Raw genomic sequence first — 17,088 nt, forward strand, 5'->3', positions numbered from 1 at the left:
TGAGCTGCACGGCGTCTCCAACCGAAGCCGGAAAGCGTGCCTGAAGACGCATCAGCAGACCCGGAGCGGCCCGACATGCCTTCCTGATGGCCTCACTCAAGGAGGCAGTCATGGGCGCATTGGATGGGAAGATTGCAATCATCACGGGTGGCAGCACGGGGATTGGACTGGCCATCGCTGAGCGCTATGCCAGTGAAGGCGCCGAGGTCGTCATCGCGGGACGGAACAAGGGGCGCATGGACGAAGCCGTCGCGCGAATCGGGCATGGCGCCCGGGGCGTGGTGACGGACGTCGGTGACGAAGCCCAGGTCCAGCGACTCATCGACTCCGTGCCACGCGTGGACCTGCTGGTGACGTGCGCGGGTGGCGCGGTGTTCGGTCCCGTGGAGACGGTACCGATGAGCGCCTGGCAGGCCCTCTTCAATGACCGCTTCTTCGGCCAGCTCTCCGCATGTCGCTACGCCGTCCCGAAGATGGCCGCGGGCGGCGTCATCGTGCTGTGCTCGGGCATCGCCGGCCATGCCGCGCTCGCCAACTACGCGGGCGGGGCGGGCCTGTGCGGCGCCATCAACGCCATGGGCCGCTCGCTCGCCATCGAGCTCGCGCCGAAGGGAATCCGGGTGAACGTCCTGTCCCCGGGCCTCACGCGCGACACCGCCATCGACTGGGGGGTGCCCGCCACCCAGGTGGGCGCGTTCCTCGACACACTCGCCAGCCATGTCCCGATGAAGCGGCCCGGTGTCCCCCGGGACATGGCCGACGCGGCCTGGTTCCTGGCGACGTGCGCCTACGCCACCGGCATGGTGCTCGACGTCGACGGAGGCTGGACCGCCGTGTGAGCGCCTCCCCGGCCCAGGGCCTGGGAGGACGTGGGCCGGCATGCCCCCTTCACCGGGGGCGGCCTATCTGCCGGCTCCCAGCGCGACGGTCACCACCTCGGCGATGGCGACCTTCTCGAGCAGCTCGACCTTCGGAATCCCGGGGATGTTTCCCAGCACCCTCGCGGCCCGCAGCGATGCGAACCCATGGCACAGGGACAAGGCGGCGATGGCCCGTGCAACGACGGCGTCGAGCGGCATCCCGGGGTTGCCCGCCGCCACCACCTCGAACAGGAGCCCCAGGGAGCGGTCGGAGGCCTCGTGGACGGACGCGAAGCGCACGCGGTCCTCGATTTCGGGCAGGAACATGATGCGGTAGTGCGAAGCGTGTTCCTTCGCGAAGGAGAGGTACGCGGTGGCGACCTCCGCGAGCTTGCCCGGCACGGTGGGCTCACGCGCCACGGCCCGCGCGACGCGCTCCCCGAGCAGCTCGTAGCCCTCGGTGGCCAGCGCCGCCAGGAGGGACTGCTTGTCTGGGAAGTGGTGGTACGGCGCTCCGGGAGACACACCCGCGGCCCGTGCGAGAACCTGGATGGTCAGCCCGGTGACGTCGCCTTCCCTCAGGAACTCGATGGCCGCGTCCAGCAGGGCGCGGCGCAGGTCGAGGTGGTGATAGCCGCGAGGCTTCGTGGGCTTCTTGGCTGCTTTGGCCGTCCTGGCCGCGGTCGGACGTGTCTTGGGTGTGCTCGCCACGGGACTCCCATCTCTCCGTGGCGAGCATAGGCCGCGGCAACACGCTTCGTCAGTTCGGCAGTGCCGTCAGGTCGCGCTCGGACTCGGCCTGGATGTTCCGGATGCCGACCTGCATGTAGCCAGCGAAGTCCTCCGCGACGAAAGTCTCGAGGAAGCCCTCGGTGGGCCACCCATTGCCCCGGAAGCGGTAGGTCCAGCTCAGGTGTGTCCCCGTCGCGGTCGGCGTGAAGCGGAACTCGCCCACCGCGTACTGGACGGCGCGCCGCGCCTCGTTGGTGAAGTTCCAGACGACGTACTGGAACCGTCGGTCTTCCTCGATGACGAGCAGCTCCTCGAGGGAGGTGTTCCCGTCGCGCAGCACCACGCGCCGGCGCGCCCCCGGGCTGCCCCAGGAGGGAGAGAGGGCATCGGTCCGCTCGATGCCCGCAATCTTCTCGGTCCCCAACAGGATGCGCTCCAGCGGAACGTTCACCAGCCAGGGCAACAGGCGGCCGGGAGGCACGGCGATATCGACTTCGACCGTGTGCGCGATGAAAGACGCCTCCGGCTCCACGGTGGGCGCCACCGTCGAGCGGTGCAGCGAGTCTCGCTCCGCGACAGACGTCCCGGACGCATAGCCGACTGGCGTCGCGCACGCACCCAGGAGCACACCGCAGGCGAGGGAAAGCAGGGTGACGGCGGGGGCAGCAAGGCGTGGCATGGGAGGGTCTCCTGAGGGGTGAATCTAAATGTTTTTTAGATGCAAGGAAATGGGTTGTCAAGGCGCCCCCCGGGCGACCCGACGGCGTTCGTCCCTGGGGAGCCGAGGCGTTCCTCGGGTGTCGGCGCGAAAGGCCCCACGCCATCAGGTGCGTGGCAGGGGCCTGGACCTCTTGGCTGTCTTGAGCCTCAACACCCCGCCCCCGCTCACTTCCGACTTCCGCGCCACAAATGCCCTATGAGGATGTTCGCCCGTTCCCAGAGTGAATACTCGGGCCACGGGCGCGAGGTGAACTCGGGGATCTTGCGCGGTCTCGGATGTCCATCGACCGGATCAACCTGCGTCCCTCCGAGCTCGCTGAGAACCGCCAGGAGGTACGCCTCGGTCAGGGCTGAATTCAGGTCTGTGAGGACAGTGACTCGCTGGCCGTCCACTTCGATGCTTTCAACCGCGGCCCTCGGCAGGCGGACACTCAATGCCTGCCGGATCTCCTCTTCCGAAGGAGGCACTCCAGGGAATTCGAAGCGGTAGATGCACAGGCCCATGTTCATACTCCTGGCGACATCAGACCACGCAATGCTTCCGGCGCGCTCGGTGGCCCCGGGCGCGTCACAACGCGCTGCAGGCCCAGACGCCCAGGGGCGTACAGAAGCAATTGGGATTGGGGTGGCCCGTCAGACAGCAGCTCCGCGTCCCGCCAACGGGCGAACACGGGGTCCCCGCGAGCTTGCTGCAGCGATTATTCAGCCCGCAGATGGGGGTGGGCGTGAAACAGATGTTGTAGAAGCCATCACACTCGACGGAGTCCGCCTGCACCGAACAGGTGTTCCCCTCACAAGACACCGTCGAGCCATTCGGACAGGTCTGTGAGCACGTGACGAGGGCGCTCGACTCCTGCCCCAGCTCCGGCGCCTCGACAGGTTCCACTCCACCACAGGCCACCAGCACCGGGACGACGAGCACCGTCAGCACACCCAGGAAGCTCTTCATGGCGTGTCTCTCCTTGAGGGGTTGAGCGGCATCGAATCACACTATGCGCCCGTTCCGCCACGGAGTTGCACCTGTAGAAGTGTAGGGAATCTCACCTCACTCGCGAATCAGCTCATGGACTGGCTGTCCTTCCGGACCCACGCCATCCAGCCGCACGAAGTCGACCGAGAAGGGCCAGGACGTCTTCACGAAGACGTGCTCCAGTCGGGCGACGCTGTTGCCCAGCTTCGTCCAAGCCTGGACCTGGCATTCGCCGTCGACCCGCGCGGTGGTGATGTCGATGGGGCGCGAGGGGAAGGCCCGCAGGCGCACCCTCACTCGCCAGCCCTCCGCGGTGGCGTCGACCGGCTGCGGGTCCTCCAACCCATACACGGGTTGCTCGACCCCCAGCAGGTCCTCCACCTGCGACTCCCCGCGCTCCAACATCCGCCAGTACACCTGCACGGGACGCGTCCCCACGGGGCGGCAGGCCTCGTCCAGGCGCAGGGCGTAGTGGACCTGGTTCCGGTTCTCGCTGCGGGACAGGAAGAAGGCGGACGGCGATGGGAGGGTCGCCCCGGCCGCGGAGGCCAGGGTCGCGACGGTCGTCAGCGCGACGGCGGCGAGGTTGCGGAGCCCGGATTCAGGAAACATGTGGGTCCCCCTTTCATGGCGGAGTGACGGCAGTCGCCTGCGGGGCCGTATCGGGATGATGAACACCCCAGGCCCCTGGAACTGTCACTCGCCCCTGCACAGGAGGGCCGTCGGTACCTCACTGAATCAGGACCAGGTGCCTGAATGGCCGATCGGGCTCCAATCCCGCGGAGGTGGCACGGCGACCTGCTCATCCAGGTGCCGTGCCGGGATGCGGCTCTACGCGCCGGTCTCGTAGTTGGCGATGGCGGAGAGGATGACCGACTGGCCCGTCTGCAGATCTGTCACCTGCACGCGCTGGGTGTGGTCCCGGAAGGGGCCAATCGAGCGCGAGCAGAGCAAGCCCTCCTGGGTGGTGTACCAGACCCTGGAGCACTTGTTGTCGAGGTACGTGAGCTGGTACCGGCCGGAGGACTGGTCGATGCCGACGACCGAGAACACCGCCGTGGCCTTGAGCTGCCACCAGACGATGGCGGAGCAGTAGTCAGGGGTGGCCACGTCCCACGCCGTTGTGTCGATGTAGCAGGCGGCCCGTGCCGACTCGATCCCCGCGAGCTGTGCCAACTCCGTTTGCGTACCCGACGCATCCTCGTGAGCCAGGGCCGGAGCCGCGATGGTGGCCAGGACAGCAGACATTCCCCACTTCAAGAAAGACTTCATACGGAGCACCTCGTTCCAGTGTGTTGTGGGTCCCTGCCACAGACTTGAAGCGCGGCAGGCAACCGGTGACACAGATAGAACGAGGCGCCTGGAAGATAGCGGATGACAGCGCACCACGATTCGACCGGGAGCGCAGAACCCGGCTCAGGGCGCCGGTACAGATGCTCTTGGAGGAGACAGGCCGGGCGACACCGTGCATGAAATCGACCGCTACCCTCGACAGTGCCCGAGCTCGGCCCGCGCCTCCGTCGTCTCCTGGGCATAGGCCTTGCGCCAGACGGCCAGCTCCTCCCAGGCGCGCCGCGCTTCCTTGCAGGACTCCTCCACCGCACCCGTCAGCCGGAGCGCCCGCGCGAGCCGACGACGCACCCTCGGGACGCGCGCGGAGACCACCTGCCGCGCCGTGAGCACCTCCAGCGCGGTCCGCAGCGGCGCCAGGGCCTCGGCGGGTTGGCCTCGCGCGAGCTGGATGTCCCCCAGCAGCAGCAGCGCCTCGATGCGCTCGGACGACGAAGGCCCCAGGTCCCGCTCGATGCTCGCGAGCGCCTGCTCCACATGACGCCGGGCCTCGTCCACCTGCCCCAGGAAGAGGAGGCCATCCGCCAGGGAGCGCAGCCCCGCGCCATCCACCTCGCCCCTGGCGAGCAGGGGCCGCTGGAGCGAGACGCCGCGCGCGTGGAAGCTACGTGCCTCGTCCGGACGCCCCAGGAGGCGCAGCAGCCTCCCCACCTCGTGCACGTCCAGGGCCACCTCCGGGTGTGAGGCGCCATAGACGCGCTCGCGATGCGCCAGGAGGCGTCGGGCGTGCTCCAGCTCCAGCAAACGCTCACCCTGCTCTCCCAGGACGCCGACCCGGTTCGACTTCATCACCATCAACACCGGGCTGTCGGCGTCCACGCTCTTGCGCGCCAGGGCCCAACTCCCCTCCGCGGCCTCCCGCGCCTGGGCCCCATGTCCCCACTCGAAGTAGACGAGGGCCAGGTTGGACAACGTCCGGGCCACCGACAGGTTCTCCTCGCCCAGCGTCCGGCGAAGGATTCCGAGCGCCCGCTGGAGGACAGCCTCGGCCCTCGCCAGCTCGCCCAGGAGGGCCAGCGTGCCACCCAGGTTCGCCAGGGCCCGTCCCGTGTCCCGGTGCGCCGGACCGAAGTGCTCCTCATGGAGCCGCAGCGCTTCCTCCTGCCAACGCTTCGCCTCCAGCAGCCGCCCCTGTTGCCGGGCCAGCAGGCCCAGCCGACCGCTCAGCTCCGCGTGCGCGTGTGTATGTCCACGCGCGCTGGCGGTCTCCAGCGATGCACGGAGCAGCGGCTCCGCCTCCGAGAAGCGGCCCTCCTGCTCCAGGAGCTCCGCCTGCATCTGGTCCAGCAGTGTGTCCAGCTCCGCGTCTCGCAGCGTCTCCGCCACGGCACGGGCACGCTGGAGGAAGGGCCACGCCTCCGGGGGGCGCCCCAAGCCGTATCCATGCAGCCAGGCCTGGGAAATCAGCACTCGCGCGAGCACGCCCAGATGCCGCCCCGCTTCGGCCGCCAGCGAGCCCCGGGCCAGGGACTCTCGTGCGTCCTCGAACGCTTCAGCGTCCTCCTGCAAGCGCGCGCAGAGGTGATGCGCCTCCGCCTCCAGGGGCCGGTGACGGGTGGCGAGCGCACGCTCCCGAGCGGGCAGCGCGATTCGCAGCGCCTCGGCGGTATGGCCCGCGAGCAGCTGCGCGTTCGCCCGCGCGAGCTCCGCGCGCACCGCGTCCACCTCCGCGCGGACCCTCGGGTCTTCCGGAGGAGACACCGCCTCCTGCAACGTCCGCACGTCCGCGCATGGGCCCACGCCGCCGAGCGAGGCCCCCAGCCCGAAGCCCCGCTCCACCGTCCGCGCGTCCGCGCCCTGGAGCGCCACCGTCAGCCGTGACAGCTCTCCCAGCCGCTGGTCCAGACACGTCATCCGAAGCCCCAGCGCCGCTTCCGACTGCTCGCCGTAGACGCGAGTCGCCTCGCACGCGGACTGGTGCGCGCGCGTCCAGTCCCGGGTCCACCGCTCCAGCGTGGAGGCCACGGCCTGGAACGAGGCCTCGGCCGCGGGGTCCTCCGTCCTCAGGAAGGCCTGACGCATGGACTCACGCACGGCCGGGTCCCAGATGCCCGCGAGGTGCCGCTCACTGCCCTGGCATGTCTCGCTCGGCGTCGCCGATGAAGGCCCCAGCACGAAGAACCCCAGGCCCACCAGTCCTCCCGCGAGCACCGCGGTGGCGGCGCTGCGCTTCCAGGCCTCTGTCTTTCGCGTGAGGCGGGCCGCCAGCACCTGCATGGACTCGAAGCGCCGCGACGGGTCCACGGAGAGTCCTCGCCGGACCACGGCCTTGAGCCACGAGGGCACGTCCCTCTTCTCGGGACGCACCTCCTGGCGCAGCATGGACGACAGGAGCTCCTCGCGCGTGGCTCCCGCGAAGGGACGCTGCCCGTTGAGCGCCTCATAGAGCGCGACGCAGAAGGCGAACTGGTCCGAGCGGGCATCCCCCCGCTCTCCGCGAAGCTGCTCCGGCGCTCCATAGGCAGGGGTCCCCACGAACGCCCCGGTGACGGTGAGCGGCGCTTCGCCGGAGACGAAGGCCACGTCCTCCCGAGGAGGCCCCTGCCCTCCCGCGGCGTTGGCCAGGCCGAAGTCGGTGATGCGCACCTGCCCGTCGCGCGTCAGCAGGACGTTGTCGGGCTTGAAGTCGCGGTGGATGATGCCCAGCGCGTGGGTGGCCGCGAGCCCATCCGCCGCCTGGATGAAGCGCGCGAGGATTTCCCGGCGCGTGCGCGGCTTCTCCGCCAGCCACCGCCGCAGCGTGCCTCCCTCGACGAGTTCCATCACCAGGAAGAGCTGCCCCTCGAACTCCCCCACGTCGTGCAGTCGGGCGACATGGGGGTGCGACAGCCGGGCCATCGTGCGGGCCTCGCGCTCCAGCCGCTGACGCGCCTGGGCCAGAGAGCCCTCCCCGAGCCTCGCGAGGTTCAGCAGCTTGAGCGCCACCTTGCGGTCCAGCTCCGGGTCATAGGCGGCATGGACGCGCCCCATACCTCCTTCGCCGAGCAGACCGAGCACCATGTACCGCCCCACGCGCGCGCCGGAGACGAGCAGCCCTGTATCGACCAGAGGTGGTGGCGTCTCCAGCCCGCCCAGCGCGGCGAGCACGCTCCGGCACTCCGAGCAGCCAGCGACATGCTGGCGCACGCTCGTCGTGCCCTCGGGGCCCAATGCTCCGCTCGCATAGCCCGAGAGCGTGTTCTCGTCGGGGCAGCTCATTCGCGCCCCTCCAGCAGGCCCGAGAGGCTCAGGTCCAGCCGTCCCTGGATGGCGCGCATCAGGCTGTCCACTTCCGGCTCGGGCAGCGACAGGCGTTCGGCGAGCGCGCGCCGCGTCCGCTTCTCCAGCAGCGCCTGCACCGCGGAGAGCCGGCGTGAGAGCGTGGACTTGTGCAGGCCGAACAGGGCGCCCATGCGCTCCAGGGAGAGGCGCTCGACGAAGTGCAGTCGCAAGAGCTCCCGGTCCTCGTCGTCCAGCGAGGCCACCGCCCGGATGAAGGCCGCGCGCACATGCCCCCGGGCCTCCTCTCGGACGAAGCCCAGCTCCAGCCCTCCCGGCGCGGGGTGCGCGGCGAGCACCTCGGCGTCGACTTGCGACTCTTCTCCCTGCGCCTTGCGCATCCTCAGCGCGAGCCGCGTCGCGGAGATGCTGACCCAGTGCAGCAGCGGGCCCACGCCCGCGTAGCCGAGCAGCCGTGAGGGTGTTTCCGCGCGAGGCATCAAGAGGTTGGCCCGGAGCACCTGCAGCACCTCGTCCGCGAACACCGGCGAGGGATGGATGCGAGACAGGGGAACGCGCAGCTTGAGGAGGACCTCCTGCTCCAGGAGCGCACGGGCCGCCGGCAACCCCTGTGCGCAGGAGAGCGCGAGCGCGACGTCTCGGGCATGCAGTCGCTCCAGCGCGAGCATCGGGTCCACCGCCCGCGAAAGCAGGGCCCCGAGGTGTCGCGCGAAGGCCTTCGGCTCGGGTGCGGCGTCGTGGAGGGACGCGGCCAGGGAGAGGGCGCGCTCCACGGCCTCCCTGCCTCCCGGAGCCTCACGGAGGCGGGCGGAGGACAGCTCGCCGGCGGACTGCAACACCCTCTCGAAGGACTCGGAGTCAGCCCCATGCATCCCAACCACTCCTGACATCAAGCCCATGATTCGACGGGGCCGGGGCCACACCTATTCACGGCAACAAGTATAGGACGGATAGGGGCCGAGTGGAGGGTGGCGGGCGGGTGCAGCGGTGCCGAGGAGGAGCGTCGAGGGGAGCCACGCCGGGCGAGGTGCAGGGCCGCGTCCCCGAAGGCGTGGCCGGACGCCACTCGCACTTCCGCCAGGGTCCCGGCTGCCAGCGCGTCTTCTGGCCCGGCACCCACCACGACCGCATGCAGGCCCTGGTGGACACGCTGCGCGGGCTGAAAGCCGTGGGCACCTGAGGTCGCGGTCTCCCAGGACGACCCGGGACGCCTCCCGGCTTCCGACAGCGCATCGGATGGAGGACTGGCGACCCGAGCCAGCACCTCGCGGCCCATGAGGCGCGCTCAGCCTCATCCGCACTGAGCCGCAACGTATGCACTGGCAAACGTTTCCTTCCCCCGATGCGGGCGGAAGGATGCGTGAATCGAATACCTTGCATGAACGGCAGGGCGCCAGGCCGCGTGATGTCAGACGAGAGGAGCGCACGCATGAAGCCGTTCTGGGGGCGTCAGCACGTCGCAATCGCAGCCATGGGGCTTTGCCTGGTGTACTCGGAAGCGGCCCACGCACAGGAGATACAGGAGCGGGGCCGCACCAGCTACATGCCCCTGGACCAGACGGAGCCCTTCGCCGACGTCATGGCGCGGATGAAGGCCGAGAAGCCCAAGGTCACCGCACGCCACCAGCAGCTGCTCAACCAACGCTATGACCTGGGAAACCGGCCTGCCCGGGGCCTCACCATGTCTCGTGGAAAGGCCGTACAGGAAGGCGTGCGGGTGAAGCTTCCGCAGGGCGTCACCTGGGACTCCCTCGCCGCCATGAGCCCCGAGGCGATTCGAGACAAGGGGCTCTTCCCAGGGGGCCTCATGCCGTTGCCACACCCGAATCATCCGGAAGGCGGCATGCTCTTCCCCAGGTTCCACATCGAAGAAATCAAGCGGCAGGAAGGGAGGGACCTCACGCGGTTCGACCTCGACTTCGACCTGCCGGACCACCTGCTGCCGGAGTTCCCACCTCCCATCTTCCTCACCACGCGCCCGGACCTGGGGGATGTCTCGCAGGGGAAGCTGGTGACCCTCATGAATGTCCAGGAGCTGTTCAACGGCATCCTGAATCCAAAGCAGTTGGAAGGCCTCCGGCTCCTCGTTACGCCCTTTCCCCAGCAGCAGTTCAATCAGACCGCCGACCGTCGTTCCGAGCTGCCCAGCCGGGGCGTGACGTGCTTCGACTGTCACGTCAATGGCCACTCCAATGGCGCCACGCACCTGGTGGGAGACATTCGTCCCCAGGAGTTCCGCCACCGCATCGAGACGCCGACCCTCCGCGGGGTGAACATCCAGCGCCTGTTCGGCTCGCAGCGGGCCCTCAAGACGGTGGAGGACTTCACCGAGTTCGAGCAGCGCGCGGCCTACTTCGACGGAGACCCCGTCATCGCCACGAAGAAGGGTGTCAACGTCCTCGAGCGGGGCAGCCAGGTGCACTTCATGGCGGAGTTTCAAGCACTCCTCGACTTCCCGCCTGCTCCCAAGCTGCGCTTCGACGGAAAGCTGGACCCGAAGAAGGCCACCGAGTCGGAGCTGCGCGGTCAGGCGCTCTTCTTCGGCAAGGCGCAGTGCTCCGTGTGTCACCTCCCGCCGTATTACACCGACAACCTGATGCACAACCTGCGGGCGGAGCGCTTCTACAAGCCACGCCTGGTGAACGGAGCGGTGATGGGCGCCGATGGCCCCATCAAGACGTTCCCTCTACGCGGCATCAAGGAGTCTCCTCCCTATCTTCATGATGGGCGGCTCCTGACGCTGGAGGACACGGTGGAGTTCTTCAACCTCATGCTGGAGACCCGGCTCAACGAGCAGGAGAAGAAGGACCTGGTCTCATTCATGCGCGTGCTCTGACACTCGCGTGGACGAGGCCCTTGGAGCCGCCGCCGGCGACTCCAGCTGCCAGCGCCATGATGGCAAGCGCTGGCTCGCCCTTCCCCAAGAAGGTCCTGGAGCTGGGCGCCCACCTCACTTGAGGGAACTCCTACGGCATCGTGCCCACGTAGCGGGAGGCGGGCCGGATGAGCTTGCCGGTGGCCCGCTGCTCGGCGACGTGCCCGAGCCAGCCCGCGACGCGCCCACAGGCGAAGACCGTGGAGAACAGCGTCCGATCGAGTCCCACCGCGTCGAGCAGCACAGCCGTGTAGAACTCCACGTTGGCGCGCAGCGGGCGATCCGGGTAGCGCTGACGGAGCAGCTCCTCGGCGGCGTGCTCCACCGCCCGAGCCAGCGCGAGCCGGTCGGTCCGAAGCCCGCCGCGCTCCAGCCGTTCGATGGCGCGCTCCAGCACCGCGGCGCGAGGATCTCGCACGCGGTAGATGCGGTGGCCCATGCCCATGATGCGGCGGCCGACCTTCAACTCCCCTTCCAGCCACGACGCCGCGTTCTCCGGTCGGGCGATGGCGTCGAGCATGTCCAACACAGGCCCCGGCGCTCCCCCATGGAGCGGGCCCTTGAGCGCGCCGATGGCGCCCACCGTGGCGGACACCGCATCCGAGCCCGTCGAGGTGATGACGCGCGCGGTGAACGTGGAGGCATTCAAGCCATGATCGGAGACGGTGACCAGGTACGCATCGAGCCCGGCGGCGCGCTCGGGCTGATACTCTCCGGTGACCATGCGCAGCAGGTCCGCGGCATGGGAAAGCTCGGGGGCCGGTCGAACGGGCGCCAGTCCGCGCCTACGCCGGGCCCACGCGCCCGTGAACACCGCGGCGGCTCCTGAAAGCAGCAGGAACGTGTCGCGCTCGTTGCCCGGCTGGATGGGGACCTGGGCCATCGCGGCCCGGAGCGCGTCCATCCCCTCCTCGGCCGAGAGGGCATTGCCCAGCCCCTCCAGCAAGCCGAAGGCCCGCACGCGCGCCTCCCCGAGGGCGGCCTGGAGCGAGGAGGGCAGCGGCTCCTGGGCGTACGGCGCCCAGAGCCTCGCGCACACCTCGTCGAAGGAGACGGCGCCCGCGAGCGACTCCACATCACTCCCGGCGATCACCAACCGTCCGCGCTCGCCATCCACTTCGCTCAGCCGGGTATCCGCGACGATGACGCCTTCAAGCCCCGCCTGCAGTGCTGCCTCTGTCGTGCCCATGCTCGGGTTCCTCCTGCACGAGGAGTAAGCCCCGGCCACGAGCCTGGAAACGCGATTCGACAATCGACATGAGTGCGTCCCTACGCACGCATTTTTCGTGGCGAAGTTATTGGCAGAGTGCCAACAATGCGCCCATGCGTCATTCCGTTCGTGCCGCGCTGCTGCAGGAGGTGAATGGCCCCTTCGTCATCGACGAGGTCGAGCTGGAGTCGCCACGCGCGAACGAGCTGTTGGTGCGCGTCACCGCGAGCGGCGTCTGCCATACGGACCTCACGTACCGCGCGGGTGCGGGCCGCTTCCCGCTGCCGGCGGTGCTGGGGCACGAGGGGACGGGCGTGGTGCAGGCCGTGGGAGAGGGGGTGACGGACTTCGCGCCGGGCGACACGGTGGTGCTCAGCTACTTCTCGTGCCGCGCCTGCGCCACCTGTGTGAGTGGGCACCCCGCGTACTGCCAGCATGGGCCGGCGGGCAATGTCTCGGGGGCGCGGCCGGACGGCTCGTTCCCCATGCGCTGGAAGGGGCAGCCCGTCCGTTCGAGCTTCTTCCACCAGTCGTCGTTCGCCACCCACGTGCTCGCGCATCAGCACAACGCGGTGAAGGTCGACGCCTCGGTGCCTCCCGAGCTGCTCGCTCCGCTGGGCTGCGGCTTCCAGACGGGCGCGGGCGCGGTGCTCGAGGCCTTCCGGCTCCAGGCCGGGCAGCAGCTCGCCGTCTTCGGGGCGGGCGCCGTTGGCCTCGCGGCCATCATGGCGGCGCGTGTCGCGGGGGCCTCCTCGGTCATCGCCGTGGACCTGAGCCCGGAGCGCCTCGAGCTCGCGCGGGAATTGGGCGCCACGGACACCTTCCTGGCGACGGAGCCCGACCTCACGAAGACGATTCTCAAGCGCACGCGAGGGGGCGTCGACTTCGCGCTGGAGTGTGTCGGCCTGCCGCAGGTGCTGCGCCAGGCGTTCGACGTGACGCGGTCCCTGGGCACGTGCGGACTGCTGGGCCTGCCCGGCCGCGACAACCCGAACGTCACCCTGCCGATGATGGGGCTGCTCGTCGGCAGGCGGCTGGTGGGCATCCTCGAGGGTGACGCGGACCCGAAGCTGTTCATCCCCCGTCTGATCAACCTGCACGCAGAGGGGCGCTTCCCGCTGGAGAGGCTGAGCTGCCCCTACCCATTCGAGGCCATCAACGACGCGGTTCATGACATGGAGACGCGCACGGCCATCAAGCCGGTGCTGCTCATGGAGGGAGGGTGCAGTCCATGACGTTCGACGAGGCGGTGAAGGCCGAGCGGATTTCCCCGGAGGAGGCGTTTGCGCTGTTCGACAGCCTGCCCACCGTGGACCTCGCATTCATGCGTGGCACCTGGAAGGGGCGCGAGCTGCGGACGGGCCACGTGTTGGATGGGCTGCTCGGCGCGACAGGCTGGTACGGCAAGCAGTTCCTCGATGGGGAGCGCGTGCACCCGTTGTTGTTCTTCACCACGGACCGCTCGGCGGTGTTCCCCGTGGACCCGAGGAAGTGGCCGTCCCCCACGCTTCAAGGCGCCGTGGGGCAGCATCGCGCGGACGTCGAGACCGACGCGTTCAAGGCGCGCCTGCGACTGACCGAGTACCGGGGGAAGGTCAGCGCGACGATGGTCTACGACGACCGGCCGATTCTCGACGTCTTCCGGAAGGTGGACGACGGCACGGTGCTCGGGGCGATGGACGCGCGCGGCATGCCGCAGCCGTACTTCTTCGTGCTGCGACGCGACCCGGACGCCGCGAAGTTGTTCCCCGCCCGCTGAGTTGAGACCGGGCTCCGTTTGACGTTGGCGCGCCGGTGTCGATGGTCTCCTGCGTGTCGTCCGTGGTTTCTGGCGCGACCGCCCTCGGCGTCCTTCAGCTGGACGTACAGCGCCTCTCAGGCAGGGACTCGGCGACCGCCGGTCGGCGTGCCCTGGGGCCTGGTTCTCAGCGTGCTCTCAGAATGCGGTTGATGCCGAAGAGGACGAGCGCCGTGCCCACGAGCCATTGCGCTCCCCGCACGATGCGGTTGACGTCCACGGCGGGGACCCAGGTGACGTTACCCTCGCGGATGACGAAGGCGCCCGCGGGCCTGGCCTTCAGGCCGAAGCCACCGCCCGAGCCGCTTGCCTTCTGGGCCTCGCCCTCCGCTCCGGCCTGCTGGGGAGCCAGCCCCTCGCCACCTCCGCCTCCCCCTCCGCCGACCACCAGGGCCGCGGGAATCATGGTGACTCCCTCCTGCTGGATGGCTTCTCCGTAGACGCGCTTCACGGTGATGCTGTCGCGGGCCCGGTCGATGACCTCGTTGACGTCCATGGCTTCCCCCAAAGTGGATGTCAGTGTCCTCACGGCGAGAAGTGGACACGGTGCGGCATGATGACCGGCAGAGCGTGTTGCCGGGCCGTGGGGCGACCCGACGGCCCGGAGCTCTCTCCGTGGCAGGGCCTCCGGGCGGAGGGACCATGGGACGCCTGGTGCCTTTCCTTGCATGGCGCGCATTCGCGCCTCCGGCTCCTGGCCCGTCGAGCGCCTCCCGTCCTCCGCGAGGCCATGCGCAACCAGCGGCCCTATTGCTCTCGCAGCGAGCGCAGATGGTCCTGGGCATCGAGGGTCGTGGGGTGGTCCTCGCCCAACACCTGGGTGGCAAGCTCGACGAGCCGGCTCCAGACTCCACGCGCGGCCTCGAAGTCTTTCTGGCGGATGAGGGTCACCCCGAGGTTCTGCATCGTGTTCATCGTGTCGGGATGCGCCTCGCCCAGGAGGCGGCGCTGGTCCGCCAGCAGAGCCTCCTGCATGACCCGCGCTCCGTCGAGGTCCCCCATGCGGCGGAGCGTCGTCGAGAGCGCTGCCCTCGACAGCATCGTGTCCTGATGCGCATCTCCCAGCACCTTGCGGCGGCCGCCCAGGACCTCCTCGTGCAGCGACCTGGAGCCCTGCACGTCGTCGAGGTCCCAGAGGATGGTGGCCAGGTTGTACTTCGCCATCAGGGTCTCTTCGTGCTCCTCCCCCCGGAGCAGCCGCCGCGACTCGACGACCTGCTCCACCAGCGGCCTGGCGGCCCGCGCATCACCCAGGTCCGCGAGGGTGATGGACAGGTTGTTGATCATGCGCAGCGTCTCGGAGTCCTCGGCTCCGTACAGTCGAAGCTGGGCCTCCAGCGTTTCCTCCAGGAGCTTCCGCGCCTCCTCGAGCTTTCCACCCTGCCTCAGCACATCTCCCAGGGAGTTCTGACACAACAGCGTCAACCGGTGCTCCGCTCCCAGGGAAACCCGGGCCTGCTCCACCACGCGGTGGAGCAGGTCCACCGCGGGCCCCACCAGCCCCCGGTTCGCACGGAACTGCCCCAACCTGTACCCCAGGGGCAGCCCCAGATCCTGTCTGAAGCCCGATGCCAGGGTGCGGTCGAAGACCCACTTCGCATGCGGCGCACAGGCGTCCAACCAGGGCCAGGCGTTCGGGTCATCGAGGGCACGTGGCTCCATGGCCGACAGGAGCGCCTCCGCCACTGCCCTGAGGGCCAGCTCGGGACTCTCCGCGCGACCGCGCAGAAAGTCCGCGAGGACGCGGTGCATCGCCCCGAACGTGGGCACCCGCCCAGCGGTCGCGCCGCTCACGAAGGAGCGCAGCTTGAGCTGGACTCTGACCTCCGGGGTGAACAAGGGCGCCATGTGCTCGAGCAGCACCTCGGGAATCGGTACGGGTGCAAGCTGGGCCAGGACCACCGCAGCCCGCTGTGCCTCGGGCGTCAGGCGTTCGTAGGAGATGGAGAGCGCCTCCGTCACGCCCCGCAGCTGCCCATCGGGGAGGTGCGGTCGCAAGGCCTCCAGCTGCCGGTCCAGCTCTCGCACCGGTCCCACGTGCCGGGCCTGCTCCAGCAGCTTCGCCGGGGTGATGGCCCCGGCCCGCATCGCGCGGTTCAGCAGCTCCAGCGCCAGGGGAAGATGCCCGACCCACTCCGCGATGAGCCTCCAGTCCGTCGCCTCGAGCCCGGAGCGCTCCACCTCCTCCGTCAGCAGCACCACGGCCGCCTCTGGCCCGAGCGTGGCTACCGGCAGCGCTTGAAGCCCCTCCCCTCCCACGGAGAGCCGGGCCCGGGAGGTGGCGAGCAGCGCGACCTTGCCGAGCGCCGGGCACCACGTCTTCAGCGGCCGGGGGCGCTGCCCCGGCGCGGTCTCCGGCACGTTGTCCACCACGTAGAGGACCGGTGCCTTCGCGCAGCGCGCATGGAGGGCCCGGGCCAGTTCGCCAGCGGCATCCCGCTGCTGCTCACGGAACTCCTTCAGCGACGGCACCCCCGGCTCCAGGGTGCTCAAGATGCCGTGGAATCGCGCCTCCAGCTCCACCTCGCCGGCCTCCGCATCCACCCAGAAGAGCCCACCTGGAAAGCGCGCCGGTCCCAGGCGGTGGAGGTACTCCAGGGCAAGCCGGGTCTTCCCGAAGCCCCCGGCCGCCTCCAGCGCCCCGGAGAGCGCCGCGCCCGCGCCTCCTCCCGCGGACAGGGTGGTGAGCGCGAAGTCGATGCTCCACAGGTCATCCGCCCGTCCGACGAAGGACGCCCCGAGGGACGGCGGGAGCTCCAGCGGGTGCAGCGCCAGGCCCGCCAGGTTTTGAGGCGCTGGAAGCGCGGACTCCTGGAGCAGGCGGTCGCGCGTCGCATCGAGGCGTCCCTGTTGCTCCAGTCGCTCCCCCAGCGAGGGCCCCCCTTCCGCGAGGCGGGCACGGACCTGCCGCGCCAGCGCTTCCGTCTGGTCCGCCCTGGGCCAGTGGAGCGTCCTGAGCCGTGGCGGAAGCCGCTCCAGCGGAGCCGCCGGCCTTCCTTCGGAAGGCAGCGCGAGGACGAGGCACGAGAGCGCCTGCGCCCTATCCTTCTCGGAGGCCTCGGCCGGAAGTCCGAGAAAGGGACTCAGGGCCGCTCGCAGCTCCCACAGGCAGTACCAGCGTGTGAGGTACGCCTCGTCGAGGAAGGCCACCACCATGCGCGAGCCCAGCAAGGCCTCCACCAGAACGGTGGGGAAGCGCTGCCCATGCTGCACACCCGTCGAGTCGAGGAACGCGAGGTCCGGGCCCAGCGCCCGCTGGAGCGCCTCCGCGTCGGCTCGGGACGTCTCACGTGCGTAGGAGATGAAGACCGGGAGGTGGCCAGGCATCCGGAATGGTTGACCCAAGCCGGACCT

16 protein-coding genes are annotated in these 17,088 nt (G+C 69.5%); 5 read left to right on the plus strand and 11 right to left on the minus strand.

Features of this window, described 5'->3' with window-relative positions; genetic code table 11:
* Positions 1-110 precede the first annotated feature (110 nt).
* Positions 111-839, plus strand: coding sequence for an SDR family NAD(P)-dependent oxidoreductase (locus G4D86_RS11790; protein ID WP_163992766.1), 729 nt, complete (start codon positions 111-113; stop codon positions 837-839).
* Between the two features lie 63 nt (positions 840-902).
* Here the strand turns inward: G4D86_RS11790 and G4D86_RS11795 are convergent, their stop codons facing one another.
* From G4D86_RS11795 to G4D86_RS11830, 8 genes are all read right to left on the minus strand, one after another.
* Positions 903-1,571, minus strand: coding sequence for a TetR/AcrR family transcriptional regulator (locus tag G4D86_RS11795; RefSeq protein ID WP_163992768.1), 669 nt, complete (start codon positions 1,569-1,571; stop codon positions 903-905).
* Between the two features lie 49 nt (positions 1,572-1,620).
* Positions 1,621-2,271, minus strand: a complete 651-nt coding sequence (locus G4D86_RS11800; RefSeq protein WP_163992770.1) for an SRPBCC family protein — start codon at positions 2,269-2,271, stop codon at positions 1,621-1,623.
* Positions 2,272-2,477: 206 nt separating this feature from the next.
* A complete protein-coding gene (locus G4D86_RS11805) occupies positions 2,478-2,816 on the minus strand; it encodes a hypothetical protein (RefSeq protein ID WP_163992772.1) in 339 nt (112 codons plus the stop codon).
* Between the two features lie 64 nt (positions 2,817-2,880).
* Positions 2,881-3,261 carry a hypothetical protein gene (locus tag G4D86_RS11810; protein WP_163992774.1) on the minus strand — a complete coding sequence of 127 codons (381 nt, stop codon included), beginning with the start codon at positions 3,259-3,261 and terminating at the stop codon, positions 2,881-2,883.
* A gap of 96 nt (positions 3,262-3,357) precedes the next feature.
* Positions 3,358-3,894 (minus strand): DUF4833 domain-containing protein, encoded by a 537-nt coding sequence (locus tag G4D86_RS11815; protein ID WP_163992776.1) that lies wholly within the window; start codon positions 3,892-3,894, stop codon positions 3,358-3,360.
* Between the two features lie 219 nt (positions 3,895-4,113).
* Complete coding sequence (locus tag G4D86_RS11820) at positions 4,114-4,530, minus strand: hypothetical protein (RefSeq protein WP_240360198.1); 417 nt, start codon at positions 4,528-4,530, stop codon at positions 4,114-4,116.
* Between the two features lie 234 nt (positions 4,531-4,764).
* Positions 4,765-7,830 carry a protein kinase domain-containing protein gene (locus tag G4D86_RS11825; protein WP_163992779.1) on the minus strand — a complete coding sequence of 1,022 codons (3,066 nt, stop codon included), beginning with the start codon at positions 7,828-7,830 and terminating at the stop codon, positions 4,765-4,767.
* Positions 7,827-8,723, minus strand: a complete 897-nt coding sequence (locus tag G4D86_RS11830) for a transcriptional regulator (protein ID WP_163992781.1) — start codon at positions 8,721-8,723, stop codon at positions 7,827-7,829. The genes G4D86_RS11825 and G4D86_RS11830 overlap by 4 nt, the downstream gene beginning before the upstream one ends.
* A gap of 107 nt (positions 8,724-8,830) precedes the next feature.
* Between G4D86_RS11830 and G4D86_RS11835 the strand changes: the two genes are divergently transcribed.
* Both G4D86_RS11835 and G4D86_RS11840 read left to right on the plus strand, forming a co-directional pair.
* Positions 8,831-9,031: a Mut7-C RNAse domain-containing protein gene (locus G4D86_RS11835; protein WP_420821853.1), complete on the plus strand. Its 201-nt coding sequence runs from the start codon at positions 8,831-8,833 to the stop codon at positions 9,029-9,031.
* A 249-nt stretch (positions 9,032-9,280) separates the two neighbouring features.
* On the plus strand, positions 9,281-10,687 hold the full coding sequence (locus tag G4D86_RS11840) for a cytochrome B6 (RefSeq protein ID WP_163992783.1): 1,407 nt from the start codon (positions 9,281-9,283) through the stop codon (positions 10,685-10,687).
* A gap of 130 nt (positions 10,688-10,817) precedes the next feature.
* Here the strand turns inward: G4D86_RS11840 and G4D86_RS11845 are convergent, their stop codons facing one another.
* On the minus strand, positions 10,818-11,915 hold the full coding sequence (locus tag G4D86_RS11845; protein ID WP_163992786.1) for a citrate synthase: 1,098 nt from the start codon (positions 11,913-11,915) through the stop codon (positions 10,818-10,820).
* A 134-nt stretch (positions 11,916-12,049) separates the two neighbouring features.
* On the opposite strand from G4D86_RS11845, the gene G4D86_RS11850 reads away from it, so the two are divergent.
* Complete coding sequence (locus tag G4D86_RS11850; protein ID WP_163992788.1) at positions 12,050-13,171, plus strand: NAD(P)-dependent alcohol dehydrogenase; 1,122 nt, start codon at positions 12,050-12,052, stop codon at positions 13,169-13,171.
* Entirely contained in the window at positions 13,168-13,695 is a 528-nt protein-coding gene (locus tag G4D86_RS11855) for a DUF4334 domain-containing protein (RefSeq protein ID WP_163992791.1), read from the plus strand. Before G4D86_RS11850 ends, G4D86_RS11855 begins: the two co-directional genes overlap by 4 nt.
* 166 nt (positions 13,696-13,861) lie before the next feature.
* On the opposite strand, the gene G4D86_RS11860 is transcribed toward G4D86_RS11855, so the two are convergent.
* Both G4D86_RS11860 and G4D86_RS11865 read right to left on the minus strand, forming a co-directional pair.
* Positions 13,862-14,230, minus strand: coding sequence for a spore germination protein GerW family protein (locus G4D86_RS11860; RefSeq protein ID WP_163992793.1), 369 nt, complete (start codon positions 14,228-14,230; stop codon positions 13,862-13,864).
* Positions 14,231-14,481: 251 nt separating this feature from the next.
* On the minus strand, positions 14,482-17,061 hold the full coding sequence (locus tag G4D86_RS11865; protein ID WP_163992795.1) for a tetratricopeptide repeat protein: 2,580 nt from the start codon (positions 17,059-17,061) through the stop codon (positions 14,482-14,484).
* Positions 17,062-17,088: the final 27 nt, after the last annotated feature.

Origin of the sequence: Pyxidicoccus caerfyrddinensis, assembly GCF_010894405.1 — a bacterium.
In the GTDB taxonomy this organism is placed as follows: Bacteria; Myxococcota; Myxococcia; order Myxococcales; family Myxococcaceae; genus Myxococcus; species Myxococcus caerfyrddinensis.

Excerpts from the sequence above, each read along its gene's own strand:
- G4D86_RS11790 (WP_163992766.1), top strand. The coding sequence starts at position 111 with ATGGGCGCATTGGATGGGAAGATTGCAATCATCACGGGTGGCAGCACG.
- G4D86_RS11800 (WP_163992770.1), bottom strand. The coding sequence starts at position 2,271 with ATGCCACGCCTTGCTGCCCCCGCCGTCACCCTGCTTTCCCTCGCCTGC.
- G4D86_RS11805 (WP_163992772.1), bottom strand. The coding sequence starts at position 2,816 with ATGGGCCTGTGCATCTACCGCTTCGAATTCCCTGGAGTGCCTCCTTCG.
- G4D86_RS11810 (WP_163992774.1), bottom strand. The coding sequence starts at position 3,261 with ATGAAGAGCTTCCTGGGTGTGCTGACGGTGCTCGTCGTCCCGGTGCTG.
- G4D86_RS11815 (WP_163992776.1), bottom strand. The coding sequence starts at position 3,894 with ATGTTTCCTGAATCCGGGCTCCGCAACCTCGCCGCCGTCGCGCTGACG.
- G4D86_RS11820 (WP_240360198.1), bottom strand. The coding sequence starts at position 4,530 with ATGTCTGCTGTCCTGGCCACCATCGCGGCTCCGGCCCTGGCTCACGAG.
- G4D86_RS11825 (WP_163992779.1), bottom strand. The coding sequence starts at position 7,830 with ATGAGCTGCCCCGACGAGAACACGCTCTCGGGCTATGCGAGCGGAGCA.
- G4D86_RS11830 (WP_163992781.1), bottom strand. The coding sequence starts at position 8,723 with ATGCATGGGGCTGACTCCGAGTCCTTCGAGAGGGTGTTGCAGTCCGCC.
- G4D86_RS11840 (WP_163992783.1), top strand. The coding sequence starts at position 9,281 with ATGAAGCCGTTCTGGGGGCGTCAGCACGTCGCAATCGCAGCCATGGGG.
- G4D86_RS11845 (WP_163992786.1), bottom strand. The coding sequence starts at position 11,915 with ATGGGCACGACAGAGGCAGCACTGCAGGCGGGGCTTGAAGGCGTCATC.
- G4D86_RS11850 (WP_163992788.1), top strand. The coding sequence starts at position 12,050 with ATGCGTCATTCCGTTCGTGCCGCGCTGCTGCAGGAGGTGAATGGCCCC.
- G4D86_RS11855 (WP_163992791.1), top strand. The coding sequence starts at position 13,168 with ATGACGTTCGACGAGGCGGTGAAGGCCGAGCGGATTTCCCCGGAGGAG.
- G4D86_RS11860 (WP_163992793.1), bottom strand. The coding sequence starts at position 14,230 with ATGGACGTCAACGAGGTCATCGACCGGGCCCGCGACAGCATCACCGTG.
- G4D86_RS11865 (WP_163992795.1), bottom strand. The coding sequence starts at position 17,061 with ATGCCTGGCCACCTCCCGGTCTTCATCTCCTACGCACGTGAGACGTCC.